This is a genomic window from Alphaproteobacteria bacterium, from assembly GCA_016722515.1.
Lineage (GTDB): Bacteria > Pseudomonadota > Alphaproteobacteria > Rickettsiales > JADKJE01 > JADKJE01.
Window position 1 is genome coordinate 328,308 of the sequence record JADKJE010000001.1, and the last position, 13,863, is coordinate 342,170.

Sequence of the window (13,863 nt, forward strand, 5' to 3'; positions counted from 1 at the left end):
GATATGAGAAATGATAAAGGAACAATTTATGTAGATAACAATTTTGCCCGTGACCCCGGAGTGCAAATGTATGACTTTGTTGCATTAGTTGCGCACGAAGTAACTCATTCATACGAAAGCAATCAGGTAACAACATTATTGGGTGGATATAAGCAAGCAGAACAACTTAATATCGATGAATCTGCATTAAATTCGCCAGCTATGTTACAGGCTATCATTTTTGGACTTGATCAGGGAAATAATTATATTCTCCTTCCTAAAAGAAGTGATTCTAATTATGAGATTCAAAAAACTTTAAATAATGCTCAGCCTTATGAAGCCACGGCGTATGCTATTCAAAATGATTTTGGAAGAAAAGTAAGGAACTGGATATTCCCTTCTCCCAAGAGCATTCCTAAATTCACAAAATAGAAATAATCTTTATGTATAGAATCAGAGCAGGGGAATATTTATGAGAATAATATTGATAGTTTTTATATGTGTTTTATCTGTGGTAGCGCAAGCCTACGCAAGTGAAAAACCAGAATTATGGAAAATTGAAAAAAAGCAAATGCGTTACCCTATAAAAATAAATATTACCTATTGGGGTAAATTCGCAATTTATAATAATTTAGAATATATACATAAAGAATCTATTAAGGAAATGACAAGGGCTCACGACTTTATTGTGTCCTCAAAAGATTCAATTACAGAATTGGATAAAAATAATACACTAGAAGAAATTATAGAGTCATATCCCTTTTGGAAAGGTAATTTTCCCCTCTATTTATCTCATCCTGATTCGGGACAAGAAGGTTATGAAAAAAATCCATTAAATCTCCCTCTCACATGTGGATATCTAATCATTGATAAAGAAAATTTCGTATGGACATTCCCCAACAAAGGTCCTTGTGAATGGCTATTATATGAATTTTCATGGTGGATAAATAGAACTGGACGAGTATCTATATTGGCACCTATAGGATTTCACGAAAGGCCTAAAATGAAAAAAAACTATAATACATCAAAACCTATTTCTAATGAAACAGGTGTGCAAACTGCACACTATGGCCCTGAAGGATTCCCAGTGGGTGATCCTTATTTCGCTCAAGGAGTTATTGGTAGTTTAGAAGATAATGATTTTCGAATTACCAGCATTGAAGAGGATATTGAATTTGATCCTAAAGATTTACAAGCACGCTATCTTCATAGATGATTACGGAAAACAGCCTATTGAGTGAACTGCGTACCAAGTGCAAGGTAGTGTCAAGGCAGCAGTTAACGCATGGTTAGATCCGTTGTCAATTCTGTCGCCGTGAAGGCGGCCACATATGTTTAGCCAAAATCAACAACCGTGCAACAGAGTTTGTTTTATCCGCGCCGCAACGTAAAGAAGAATGTCGATCCCTTTCCTTCTTGCGATTCAAACCAAATCTGGCCACCATGTTCATGGACTATTTTCTGGCTAAACGCCAACCCCATTCCCATTCCAGCAAAACTTTGCTGCTGGTTTAAACGTTGAAACGCACGAAAGACCAACCGCTGATAGAGCGGATTAATGCCAACACCATTATCCTGAATGGCTATTTCAATCATATCGCCTTGCGTACGAGACCGAATTGAAATTTCTGGACGTGACTTTTGGTTATATTGAATGGCATTTTGAATGAGATGTTCGGCAAGTTGAATCAACTGACCTTGATTACCATGTACTTTAGGCAATGCATCACAAGTTATTTTAGCTTCCGTAGCCGCTAACTGGTCCTTAAGATGATCACAGGCGATACTAAATACTTTATTTAAATCAACCGTTGTGAAATGGCTTTCACGAATATAAGCAAATTCTTTAAGGATAGTCAGGCAGCGAGCCACTTCCTTTGCCGACATTTGAATCACCTTTACCCGATGTTCAATATCTGCAGGCAAATCCTTTTTTGCCAACAACGCATCACATTCCACTTCTGTCAGACGTATGGGATCATTAATCGAATGGGAAACAGCGTGGCGTAAAGCTTCATACATCAATTGCAATTGATGATAGCGTTGATCCATTTCGGTTTTGGTCATAACCTCTGACATAGTGTCCCCCTTGTCTAAGACGATCGATAAATGTGATGTATAATTTTTTAGGATAACAAGGGATGGTTGATGAATGTTTAATAACCAGCAGGTTTAATTGCAAAAGCTGCGCATTTGAGCGCAGCGAACCAGATGGTCGATAAGCCGGGTTCTGTCGAGGATAGCTATTCATCTGGGATGGTTGTTGCCAACCACCTCTAGCAGCCTACCCGGGTAACGGATGTAGAAACCCATCTGCCGGTAAACCAGCGTGTTACCCCTATTTGGCCTTGCTCCCGGTGGGGTTTACCCTGCCATGATTGTTACCAACCACGCGGTGCGCTCTTACCGCACCATTTCACCCTTACTTACGCAAGCGCAAGCGGTATATTTTCTGTGGCACTTTCCCTGAGGTCGCCCTCGGCGGGGATTACCCGCCACCGTGTTTCAGTGGAGCCCGGACTTTCCTCACTTTTTTTGCAAAAAGCGCAGCTACCTGACCATCTGGAAATACACTTATACTCTATTGCGACGCTTTTTTATATTGAAAATTGTCGGCATAGTTACGTTTAATCAACTTTCGCGCTTTAGGTTCCCTAACAGTATACCGATACCCCTGACGCTCAGCGTAAGCGATCGCCTCTTCCTTGGTGTCAAACCGCAATTTTAATTGTTTTTGCATGTTGGAAGATCCCGTCCACCCCATAACAGGTTCAATAAAACGGGCATCTTCATGTGGCTCTTCATAATCCAGCAACCAACATTGTCCCATCCCTGCCTTACCGGATTGCATCGGGTTTTTTACCGGTTGATATATCACTACAGAACAAGGTTCATTCATATAATTCTTTCCTTTCTGGCCGTTTAGTGATTATATTACCTCAGTTAGATTTAGGAGCAAGCACAATGAGCGCAAAAGCTAAAACTTCCTTAGCAACCCTCAGTTTTGAGGAAGCACTTAAGGAACTGGAGAGCATTGTCAAATCTATTGAATCAGGTAACGTGCCACTCGATACAGCGATTGAAGCATACACCCGTGGCATGGAACTGCAAACCCATTGCCGTAAAAAATTAGAAGAAGCCAAGCTGAAAGTTGAAAAAATAGCCTTAGACCATCAAGGCAACATTTCCATCGAACCATTTGAATAACAAGGATATATCATGTCAGGAAAAATAGATTCACGTTTAAACGAATTAGGCATTACCCTCCCTGAGCCCCTCACCCCTGTTGCCAATTATGTGCCCTATGTCATTTCAGGCAAGCAGGTCATCATCAGTGGCCAAGTTCCCAAAGGTTTTCCTGAAAGCGATAGCTACATTGGCCAGCTTGGCGGAAATATTACAGTCGAAACAGGTACAGAAGCGGCACGTGCCTGCGCCCTTAATATCCTTGCACAGCTAAAAGCCGCCTGCGGTGGAAACCTTGATAGGGTTAAGCGCTGCCTGCGTCTTGGTGTATTCGTCAATTCAACGGCCGACTTCACACAACAACCAGCTGTAGCAAACGGCGCGTCCAACATAATGGTCGATGTCTTTGGCGATGCCGGAAAACATGCTCGTGCAGCAGTTGGCAGCAGCCAGCTTCCCTTAGGCGTTGCCGTAGAAGTCGATGCCATGTTTGAAATTGAATAATCGCTTTATAACCCGATAACTTGAAGAGGATTGTGACTTGCTCACCTCCCAGCACCGTATCCGCTATTCTCGCCAGTTACTGCTTGGCGATATCGGTGAAGCCGGACAACAGACATTGTTGAATGCTTCTGTACTGGTTATCGGTGCTGGTGGCCTTGGTTCACCCTTATTACTTTACCTTAGCGCTGCTGGTGTTGGCAATATTGGCATTGTCGACGACGACCTAGTAGATCCCTCCAATTTACAGAGACAGATTCTTTATACCGAATCCGATATTGGGTTGGCTAAATCACCCCAGGCTAAAGCCCATCTAAGCGCTTTAAATTCTGGGATAACAATACATACCTATCAAGAGCGCCTAACCTCTGATAATGCAGCAGCGATTTTTGCTCAATACGATATCATCGCTGATGGCTCCGATAATTTTGAAACACGCTTTTTAGTCAACCAAACATGTATTCAAACAAAGAAGCCACTGATTGCTGCAGCTGTTCAAGGATGGCAAGGACAACTTTATGTCGTTAGAGGCTATCTCCCCGACCAACCGTGTTATGCCTGCCTTTATCCATCAGCCCTTGTCGGCCAGGATTTATCCTGTTCACAGATAGGTGTTGTTGGCGCTGCCTGCGGAGTGCTTGGCTCTCTTCAGGCAACCGAAATTATCCGTATGATTTTAGGCCATCACCCCGATCATAGCGGCACTATGTTGATTGTTGATTTACAGAAAGGCCTTTTCAGGCGGACACATATTTCGATTGATTCAAACTGTAGCTGCACTTTTTAGGTTTAATGCTTTGCCATAAAAAATAACATCGCTATCGCAAACAGGGCGAGTCCCTGCAGTACCACTCGCATGACCATCAATTTATTACTGTATTTGCGATCAAGCTTGCCACCAATGGCCATAAAAATAACACCGACAACCAACACAGTTAAGGTTGCGGCCATCAAACCCACTACAATCCAAGAGCTTATAGCCATATCTTAATCCTTTCGTTTAGATCACCCAAACATACTATGATAACGTAAAACACTATTCAGGCAATATTGTTCAAGGGCTGAAGAAAATTCGGGATTCATCATCCCTACCATTTTATGAAGCTCTTCGATAAATCCTTGCAGCGATTCTACGACTTCATCTGCATGCTGTTTTAACATGGTAGCACCCATAGATGGCCATAAACTGACGCTGCTGGTTACATCTTTAAAACCTGACCCTACACGATCCAAATGCGTACATTCTTCAATGAGCGCCATTCCAATCATGCAAGGGACTATATGCCTTGTAGAATCCAATGTCACATTAACCGTCGCAATCAACCCAAACGGATCAAAGCGGTCGCGCTTATCAAACAACACATTGAGCTTATCAATGAAACCATCCTTGCCTTCCACATGATTGTCGCTGGCTAATAATGTAATGTGCTCAACATAATGCTGCAATCGCTGCACCAGATGATCGATACTTGTACGAATGTGTGCTGTATTACAGTTAAAAATATCACGCCACATACGCGGATCAGACCCAGCTAATCGACAAAAACGTTTAAAGCTAAGGTCACTGAATTTTCCACGAAAACGAAAATGGTTCATATAAGCATAGGCACAGGCTTGTACCGTATGCGAAACTTGGGCATAGATCTGGTCATGTTCATCAGCATCCAGTTCAATGACCTTAGACCCAATCCGTTCCCAAAATTGTTTAACCTTGTCAAGCGCTTCTTGGTTGGATAAAGGAAGCGGGGTTATCACAACATCCCGACCTTCATAAAGTTCGGGTTGAGAAGCCTTAATCCCCGATTTTTCTGAACCAGCTATCGGATGTGCCGGAATAAAAAAGGGCTGATATTCCTCAGGCAAAACAGAGAGAACCGAGTCGATCCCGCATCGTTTGACCGATCCGACATCAGAAATAACAACACCCTGTTTTAAAAATGGCAGCATATTTTCGATCGTCGCACGATACGCACCGAGTGGGGTACAGATAATTATAAAGTCACACTCGGAAACCACATCAGCCAGTGTTTCGGCTGCCTTATCAATAATTCCCTGCTCCAGGGCATACGCCAGTGTCGAAGGAGTTCGTGAATAGGCGATTACTTCGCCGACAATATTTTTTTCTCTTGCAACCAATGCCAAGGAACCACCTAAAAGCCCTAAGCCAATAATACCCAACCGATTAAAAACAGGAGAAGATTTCATAACCACATAAAAAGATTTCCACGAGCCTTCGTTGATAAAACACATTGATGGTTATGACAAGGGAAAAATAGAAAAAGCCAGCATTTACCGCAGATATTCACGAAGAAATTCTGGGGCCAAATCAGTACCATTAGGCCAGGTGATCGTTGATAATTCAGGATCCAGACAAACTTGGCTAAAAAGCGCACTACTCTTTTAGTGGTTCAAAAACAGGGGCATTTAGATTTAGATGGTTTAACAAATCTATATGTCCCTTTGTGCCATCATCCAATGAAAGCCAAAGTTCATAATTTTTAATATAATATAGTTCACTTCGGTCACATGCAGCACAACACTCACCCCAAAGAAGGAAAAGCTTGTAAGAGCTTACCCTTACCTGCTTTAATCCAGTTCAAAAGCAACTCGTCTCTATGCAATTCTAACCATTCCAGTATCCACTTCAAGAAACGCTTGGGAAATGTACCTTCAACATTTCCATCTAGGATGGAGATAATGACTTCATAGTCACCGTATTTTGCATGAATATGCGGTGGATTAGGATCATTCTAATAGATCATCCATGCAAACATTTTAATCTAACAAGTATCCTGGACCCATTGTGTTCCCCAAAAACTTAGGTTATAGTGACCTCGGTTTAACAATTGTCAGACATTATGAACATTATTTCAAAAAGCTTGATAGTCCTTCTTGCCCTTGGGGCATCGGTCTTACCCGTCATGAGTCCTGCTGGTCATGCTCAGCAAGCTCAACGTGGTGGTCAAGGAACACATCTTCCTCTCATTGTGATCCGTTTTAAAGACCCCAATATTGAGTACCAAAAATCTCTCCATGCCGTTATTCTCAGCGCCCTTAAAGCCAAGCCCAATGTGTTCTTTGATGTACTTACCGTTATTCCTCAGGCTCCCTATGAGTCGATGCGTAAAAAATTAGAACAAGCGGGTGCCGTCCGCACCCAGGAAATCGTTACCTTAATGATGGAAATGGGTGTAAAACCTCAGCAAATGCAGATACGTTCTTCTTTCAGTGCTTTTGTGGAAGCGCCTGAAGTCCAAATTTTTGTCCGATAATACCGGTTTTCATTTCTTTCGTTAACCTCAACATAATGTGGGAAAATTATGTCCGAATATCATAAAATTAATAAATCAAATCTTCCAAGCCGATATATTACCGATGTGCCCGGGCACGAGCCTCGCAGCGCCATGCTCTATCCGCTTGTCTCAGAACATTATCCCAATGGATTAAGTGACCGCGACCTGGAAAAACCATTCGTATGCGTCATGACCACTGCCAACCGTGCAGCACCGTGTAATATGTCACTTGATCGCCAGGCCGTTCATGTTGAACGCGGTGTTAAAGAATTTGGCGGAACGCCTTTTAAAGCAACCACCATTACCGTAACCGATGGTATTGCTATGGGACACCAGGGCATGAAATGCTCACTGGTATCGCGTGAAGTCATTGCTGACTCCACCGAACTTACCGTGCGCGGCCACTGTTATGATGCGCTGGTAGGAATTGCCGGATGTGATAAATCATTACCAGGCTTAATGATGGCGATGCTTCGCCTGAATGTTCCTTCCGTCTTTATGTATGGTGGATCTATTTTACCTGGCCACCATAAAGGCAAAGATGTTACCATTGTTGATGTGTTTGAAGGCGTCGGTCAATATGATGCCGGAAAAATAACGCATGAAGATCTATTAGAACTTTCCAGAGTTGCATGTCCATCTGCCGGTGCCTGCGGTGGACAATTTACCGCCAATACCATGGCTTGTGTTTCTGAGGCCATCGGCTTAGCGCTTCCTGGTTCGGCGGGCGCTCCTGCACCGTATGAATCGCGTGACCATTTTGGTTATTTATCCGGAAAAGCAGTGCTGCATCTACTCGAAAAACGCATTCGCCCACGTGATATCGTCACGCGTCAATCGTTAGAAAACGCGGCCATCGTTGTCGCCGCCACGGGTGGCTCGACCAATGCAGCCCTTCACTTACCCGCGATGGCGCATGAAGCAGGTATTGAATTTAATATGTTTGATATCGGCGAAATCTTCAAACGCACTCCTTACATAGCCGATCTTAAACCAGGTGGAAAATACGTAGCCAAAGATCTCTACGAAGTTGGTGGTGTTAGCATCGTTTTGAAAACGCTGCTTGATGGTGGCTACCTCCATGGTGATTGCTTGACCGTTACCGGCAAGAGCCTGGCCGAAAATTTAGAAGATGTAAAATTCCCGCGTAACCAGAAAGTCGTTTATCCGGTTTCTAACCCGATCACACCAACGGGTGGCGTGGTTACCTTAAAGGGAAATCTTGCCCCTGAAGGTGCTATCGTTAAGGTGGCTGGTTTGAAAAATTTAAAGCACACCGGACCGGCTCGTTGTTTTGATTGCGAGGAGGATGCCTTCCACGCCGTTGAAAAACAAGAATACAAACAAGGTGATGTCTTTGTTATCCGCTACGAAGGACCACGTGGTGGCCCGGGTATGCGCGAAATGCTTTCAACGACCGCAGCACTCTACGGCCAAGGGGTTGGCGATTCGGTTGCCTTAATTACCGATGGTCGTTTTTCTGGCGGAACACGCGGCTTATGTGTAGGTCACGTAGGTCCAGAGGCAGCCGTTGGTGGACCTATTGCATTAATTCAAGATGGCGATATGATTACGATAGATTCTGTTGAAGGAACATTAGATGTTAATGTGTCAGTAGAGGAGTTTGCTAAACGCCGCAGCGCATGGACCCCACGTGAAACCATGTCCACATCAGGTACGTTGTGGAAATATGCACAAACCGTAGGACCAGCTCTACACGGTGCAGTCACCCATCCTGGCGCAAAACATGAGAAAGAACAATACGCAGATATCTAAGGGATTCGATCCTGCATTGCATGGCAATGGAGATGTTTGCGAACGTGACGTAATTCAGTTACCGACGAGGAATGATATGACAGCAGCAATGAATGAAGTATTAGAGAAAAAACGTAAATTAGCCCGCCAAGGTGGCGGAGCTAAACGTATTGACGTTCAACACGCTAAGGGAAAACTTACCGCCCGTGAGCGTCTTGAGGTACTGCTTGACCCAGAATCCTTTGAAGAATATGGCATGTTCGTTGAACATCGCTGTACCAATTTTGGTTTAGCCAGTGACAAAGTTCCAGGCGATGGCGTTATAACCGGACAAGGAACCATCAATGGTCGTCTGGTTTTCGTTTACAGTCAGGATTTCACCGTTATGGGTGGTTCGCTTAGCGAAACCAATGCTAAGAAAATCTGCCACATTCAGGATATGGCTCTTAAATTAGGTGCGCCGATCATCGGCCTTAATGATTCTGGTGGCGCACGTATCCAGGAAGGGGTTGATTCACTCAGCGGTTACGGTGAAATTTTCCAACGTAATGTTGATGCCTCAGGAGTTATCCCACAAATTTCATTGATTATGGGCCCTTGTGCCGGTGGAGCCGTTTATTCCCCTGCTCTTACTGATTTTACCATAATGGTTCGCAACAGTTCTTATATGTTTGTGACAGGTCCTGATGTCGTAAGAACCGTTACCCACGAAGAAGTAACACAGGAACGTCTCGGTGGCGCTTCAGTGCACACCACTAAATCCGGCGTTGCAGACCTTGCATTTGATAATGATATCGAAGCACTCCTTCAAGCCCGACGCCTTTTTAACTTCTTACCATCATCCAACCGTCCAGGTTCACTACCGTATCGCTTTACCGAAGATCCTGGCGACAGGATTGATTTATCGCTTGATACACTGGTTCCTGACAACACGAATAAACCATACAATATGAAAGAATTGCTGATTCGCGTTGTCGATGAGGGTGATTTCTTTGAAATTCAACCTGACTATGCACGTAATATCATTATCGGCTTTGGCCGGATGGGTGGTGGTACGGTAGGGTTTGTTGCCAATCAACCCATGCACCTGGCTGGCTGTTTAGATATTGATGCCTCTCGTAAAGCGGCACGTTTTATCCGTTTCTGTGATGCCTTTAATATCCCTATTATTACCTTTGTCGATGTGCCAGGTTTCTTACCAGGTGTCGCGCAGGAACATAATGGTATTATTAAACATGGGGCTAAATTGTTATATGCCTATGCCGAGGCCACCGTTCCCAAAATCACCATGATTACCCGTAAAGCGTATGGCGGTGCTTATATCGTAATGAATTCAAAACATTTACGCGGCGATATTAACTATGCGTGGATTAATGCCGAAATAGCCGTAATGGGGCCAGAAGGCGCGGTTGAAATTATTTTCCGTAACAACCTCGAAAATGATGTCGAGAAAAAAGCCAAGATTGCCGATTATCGCAAAAAATTTGCGAGTCCGTTCGTGGCGGCAGCACGCGGTTACCTGGATGATATCGTACGTCCGCGTAATACCCGTTGGCGTCTTATTCGTGCCCTAAAACTCTTGGCAAATAAACAAGATTCAAAACCTTGGAAAAAACATGATAACTTGCCGCTTTAGTCTGTATCAGTAATCAAATAGGAATATTGAGGGTTATGTTCAAAAAAATCTTAATTGCTAATCGTGGTGAAATTGCCTGCCGTATTATTCGGTCTTGCAAAAAAATGAAAATCAAAACCGTAGCGGTTTATTCAGAAGCCGATACCAACGCGCTCCATGTGCGGATGGCCGATGAAGCGCTGTACATTGGTTCTTCTCCTGCGCCACAAAGCTATCTCCATCTGGAAAACCTTCTTGATGCCGTGATGCAAAGCGGCGCCCAGGGGGTTCACCCAGGGTATGGATTTTTATCCGAAAACTGCGTTCTTGCCGAAGAACTGGCTGCGCAAAATGTAGCTTTCATTGGCCCGAACATCAACGCCATCCGTCTAATGGGTGATAAAATCGAAGCAAAGAAACTCGCTAAAAACGCAGGCGTAAGTACCGTTCCCGGTTATATGGGGGTTATTAAAAATGAAAAAGAAGCCATTAAGATAGCCAATGATATCGGCTATCCTGTGATGATTAAAGCAGCAGCAGGCGGTGGCGGTAAAGGAATGCGGGTTGTCCATACGGCAAAAGAAGTGCCTCAGGCTTTTAGTTCTGCCTCCAACGAGGCACGCAATAGCTTTAGCGATGGCCGTATTTTTATTGAAAAATTCATTCAAAACCCTCGCCATATTGAAATCCAGGTGCTTGCCGATAAACACGGCAATGTCGTCTGCCTGGGCGAACGCGAATGCTCCATTCAACGCCACCATCAAAAAGTGATCGAGGAAGCCCCCTCCCCTTTCCTTGATGCCAAAACCCGTCAATCCATGTACAAGCAATCCATCGCTTTAGCAAAAAAAGTAGGTTACGATTCCGCTGGTACGATTGAGTTTATTGTCGATCAGAAAAAGAATTTTTATTTCCTGGAAATGAATACCCGTTTACAAGTTGAACACTGCGTAACGGAGCAGATTACCGGAATCGATATCGTTGAACAAATGATTCGTGTCGCGGCTGGTGAAAAATTACCGTTTACCCAAAGTGATATTGAACTCAAAGGCTGGTCGATTGAATCACGTATTTATGCCGAAGATCCGTCACGTGGGTTTATGCCATCGAGCGGGCGCCTGATCCAATATCAAGAACCTACGCTCAGTGATACTGTCCGTGTGGATAGCGGCGTTTACGAAGGTGGTGAGGTCAGCATGTTTTATGATGCAATGATCGCTAAATTAATCACCCATGGCAAAGACCGTAATGAAGCTATTCAGTCCATGCGCGATGCTCTGGGCGAATTTGTGATCTCGGGTATTTCACATAATATCAGTTTCCTTGAAGCCGTAATGGCGAATGACCGCTTTGTCAGTGGTAAACTCTCCACCAGCTTTATTGCCGAAGAATATCCTGATGGGTTTGAAGGTGCTGATTTAACCAATGAAACCACCAAGGTTTTCCTGGCTGCTGCTGTGCATCTGTATTTAACAGATGCTGAACGTTCGGCCAAAACATCTGGACAAATCCCCGGACGCAGCCGCCAAATTGGTACAGTATGGGGAGTGTATATTGACGATAACCACTATACAATTAACACCCGTAAGCGCGAAGCCGGATATGATATTGTGCTGGAAACTGAAATTATCAGTATTCGCAGTAACTGGACATTAGGCACAACCTTGTTTAAAGGTCGTGTAAACGGAAAATTGGTCAATATCCATATTGAACCGTTGCCCGTTGGTTACCGCCTAACCCATGCAGGCTCAAGCGTGATTGCTGCCGTACATACGCCACGGATTGCTGAACTTACCAAGTTTATGCCAACGTCTGAAAAAATCCGCAAAACCCCTGAGTTATGCGCCCCGATTTCTGGAATGGTCGTTGATGTCAAAGTCAAAGAAGGCGAAGAAGTCAAAGCCGGCCAAGATTTGGTGATTATTGAAGCCATGAAAATGGAAAATATAATCTTCGCCGAATCGGATGAAACCATCTGCGCTGTTCGTGTTAAAAAAGGTGACAGTGTCAGTGTTGGTCAGCAATTATTGGAGTTTGAGATTGAATAACCGATGCACCCATAAGGATATTAGCTATGTTTGAAACTCAAAAGATTTTCTCGCAGGCTAATACAATGGTGCTGCACCCAACCCTTAAAGTTGACCAGTACAGCGACTCCGAGCTTGCTTTTCGTTTAGAAGAGGCTGTGGGCTTGGCCCATGCAATTCATCTGACTATTATCCACCAAGAAGTGCTTAAACTCAGCGACTTCCGTCCCTCTACCTTTATCACCAAGGGAAAAGTAGAAGGATTGAAAGAAAAAATCAAAGAATTGGAAATTGAGCTGGTGATTGTCGACCACGACATTACCCCCATTCAACAGAAAAACCTGGAAGGTGCCTGGGAATGCAAAGTCATTGACCGCACAGGATTGATTCTTGAAATTTTTGGCGAAAGGGCAGCAACGCGAGAAGGACTTTTACAAGTAGAACTTGCATCACTTGAATATCAAAAAGGCCGCCTTGTGCGTACCTGGACTCACCTTGAACGTCAACGTGGAGGATTTGGTTTTATGGGCGGTCCAGGTGAAAGCCAAATTGAAGCTGACCGACGATTAATCCGCGAACGCATTGCTCGAATCAAAGGCCTGCTGGAAACGGTCGTGCGCACCCGTGAGCTTCACCGAAAATCACGCCGACAGGTTCCCTACCCAGTTATTGCCCTGGTTGGTTATACCAATGCTGGCAAATCCACTCTCTTCAATGCACTCACCGGCGCAGATGTATTGGTAGAAAATAAGTTGTTTGCCACCCTTGATCCAACCATGCGTGTTGTTAAGCTACCTTCTGGGCGCAACATTATTTTATCCGATACCGTAGGATTTGTATCACGTTTACCTACCCAGCTGGTTGCTGCTTTCCGCGCAACCCTTGAAGAAGTAGTCGAAGCCGACTTACTCCTGCATGTGCGTGATATTTCGCATCCACAGACTGAGGAACAAAAAGACGATGTCGAGCAGGTGATTAAAAGCTTGGGCATCCATGATAAATATCATCATCATACCATCGAGGTCTTAAATAAAATCGATCGTCTTGAATGTATGCCTCCCATTTCAAACGCCATTCCTGTTTCTGCTGCAAAACGCATTAACCTCGATCTCCTGCTTGACCATATCGATAACAGGCTTAAAGATGCTAACATCGTCCAGGAAGTGACGATCCCTTACACTGACGGTAAAATCATCGCCTGGATTTACGAACACGCTGAAATCATTTCCCGCCAGGACACCGAAGAATCCATTCAGTTTATTTTGCGGATATCTGATAAACACTGGGCACACTTAAAGCTTATGCTGCCGCAGAGTTAAGTAGTCGGGGTTGCGTAGGAAAAATAGGAATTTTGCTAGTCGCAAAATAGTTTTGCGCTGGATTCCCGCCCTTTATAAGCAGCACTCGCCTACGGCTCATACTGCTTAAAAAGGGCAAGAATGACGGTGTTTTTTTGGGGTAGGTAATCCCCCACCCACTCCGTCATATTCAGCCATTTTCGTAGTAT

At 44.1% G+C, this 13,863-nt stretch carries 14 protein-coding genes, 1 other RNA gene and 2 pseudogenes; 10 read left to right on the plus strand and 7 right to left on the minus strand.

Annotated features, from left to right (window positions below):
• The first annotated feature begins 3 nt into the window (after positions 1-3).
• The gene (locus IPP74_01450) at positions 4-411 is read left to right on the plus strand and encodes a hypothetical protein (protein ID MBL0317963.1); all 408 of its coding nucleotides are present in this window, start codon (positions 4-6) and stop codon (positions 409-411) included.
• A 40-nt stretch (positions 412-451) separates the two neighbouring features.
• The gene (locus IPP74_01455; GenBank protein MBL0317964.1) at positions 452-1,195 is read left to right on the plus strand and encodes a hypothetical protein; all 744 of its coding nucleotides are present in this window, start codon (positions 452-454) and stop codon (positions 1,193-1,195) included.
• A gap of 155 nt (positions 1,196-1,350) precedes the next feature.
• Here the strand turns inward: IPP74_01455 and IPP74_01460 are convergent, their stop codons facing one another.
• The 3 genes from IPP74_01460 to IPP74_01470 all read right to left on the minus strand — a co-directional run bounded on the left by IPP74_01460 (position 1,351) and on the right by IPP74_01470 (position 2,878).
• Positions 1,351-2,058, minus strand: a complete 708-nt coding sequence (locus IPP74_01460; protein ID MBL0317965.1) for a hypothetical protein — start codon at positions 2,056-2,058, stop codon at positions 1,351-1,353.
• A gap of 124 nt (positions 2,059-2,182) precedes the next feature.
• Positions 2,183-2,545, minus strand: an RNA gene (gene rnpB / locus IPP74_01465) — RNase P RNA component class A.
• A gap of 15 nt (positions 2,546-2,560) precedes the next feature.
• On the minus strand, positions 2,561-2,878 hold the full coding sequence (locus IPP74_01470) for an ETC complex I subunit (GenBank protein ID MBL0317966.1): 318 nt from the start codon (positions 2,876-2,878) through the stop codon (positions 2,561-2,563).
• A gap of 65 nt (positions 2,879-2,943) precedes the next feature.
• On the opposite strand from IPP74_01470, the gene xseB reads away from it, so the two are divergent.
• The 3 genes from xseB to IPP74_01485 are packed head-to-tail and all read left to right on the plus strand — an operon-like array spanning position 2,944 to position 4,453.
• On the plus strand, positions 2,944-3,186 hold the full coding sequence (gene xseB, locus IPP74_01475; GenBank protein ID MBL0317967.1) for an exodeoxyribonuclease VII small subunit: 243 nt from the start codon (positions 2,944-2,946) through the stop codon (positions 3,184-3,186).
• 12 nt (positions 3,187-3,198) lie between these two features.
• A complete protein-coding gene (locus IPP74_01480; protein MBL0317968.1) occupies positions 3,199-3,669 on the plus strand; it encodes a RidA family protein in 471 nt (156 codons plus the stop codon).
• A 37-nt stretch (positions 3,670-3,706) separates the two neighbouring features.
• Complete coding sequence (locus IPP74_01485; protein MBL0317969.1) at positions 3,707-4,453, plus strand: HesA/MoeB/ThiF family protein; 747 nt, start codon at positions 3,707-3,709, stop codon at positions 4,451-4,453.
• Between the two features lie 2 nt (positions 4,454-4,455).
• Here IPP74_01485 and IPP74_01490 read toward each other — a convergent pair whose 3' ends face one another.
• From IPP74_01490 to IPP74_01505, 4 genes and pseudogenes are all read right to left on the minus strand, one after another.
• Positions 4,456-4,650: an HIG1 domain-containing protein gene (locus tag IPP74_01490; protein MBL0317970.1), complete on the minus strand. Its 195-nt coding sequence runs from the start codon at positions 4,648-4,650 to the stop codon at positions 4,456-4,458.
• 21 nt (positions 4,651-4,671) lie between these two features.
• The gene (locus IPP74_01495) at positions 4,672-5,871 is read right to left on the minus strand and encodes a prephenate dehydrogenase/arogenate dehydrogenase family protein (protein ID MBL0317971.1); all 1,200 of its coding nucleotides are present in this window, start codon (positions 5,869-5,871) and stop codon (positions 4,672-4,674) included.
• A gap of 84 nt (positions 5,872-5,955) precedes the next feature.
• A pseudogene (locus tag IPP74_01500) lies at positions 5,956-6,169 on the minus strand (DUF2442 domain-containing protein).
• A gap of 37 nt (positions 6,170-6,206) precedes the next feature.
• Positions 6,207-6,428: pseudogene (locus IPP74_01505) on the minus strand (DUF4160 domain-containing protein).
• Positions 6,429-6,512: 84 nt separating this feature from the next.
• Between IPP74_01505 and IPP74_01510 the strand changes: the two are divergent.
• From IPP74_01510 to hflX, 5 genes are all read left to right on the plus strand, one after another.
• The gene (locus tag IPP74_01510; protein MBL0317972.1) at positions 6,513-6,938 is read left to right on the plus strand and encodes a hypothetical protein; all 426 of its coding nucleotides are present in this window, start codon (positions 6,513-6,515) and stop codon (positions 6,936-6,938) included.
• Positions 6,939-6,986: 48 nt separating this feature from the next.
• Positions 6,987-8,735 carry a dihydroxy-acid dehydratase gene (gene ilvD / locus IPP74_01515; GenBank protein MBL0317973.1) on the plus strand — a complete coding sequence of 583 codons (1,749 nt, stop codon included), beginning with the start codon at positions 6,987-6,989 and terminating at the stop codon, positions 8,733-8,735.
• 88 nt (positions 8,736-8,823) lie between these two features.
• Positions 8,824-10,350, plus strand: a complete 1,527-nt coding sequence (locus IPP74_01520; protein ID MBL0317974.1) for an acyl-CoA carboxylase subunit beta — start codon at positions 8,824-8,826, stop codon at positions 10,348-10,350.
• Positions 10,351-10,373: 23 nt separating this feature from the next.
• Positions 10,374-12,377 carry an acetyl/propionyl/methylcrotonyl-CoA carboxylase subunit alpha gene (locus IPP74_01525; protein ID MBL0317975.1) on the plus strand — a complete coding sequence of 668 codons (2,004 nt, stop codon included), beginning with the start codon at positions 10,374-10,376 and terminating at the stop codon, positions 12,375-12,377.
• 26 nt (positions 12,378-12,403) lie between these two features.
• Complete coding sequence (gene hflX / locus IPP74_01530; protein MBL0317976.1) at positions 12,404-13,675, plus strand: GTPase HflX; 1,272 nt, start codon at positions 12,404-12,406, stop codon at positions 13,673-13,675.
• Positions 13,676-13,863: the final 188 nt, after the last annotated feature.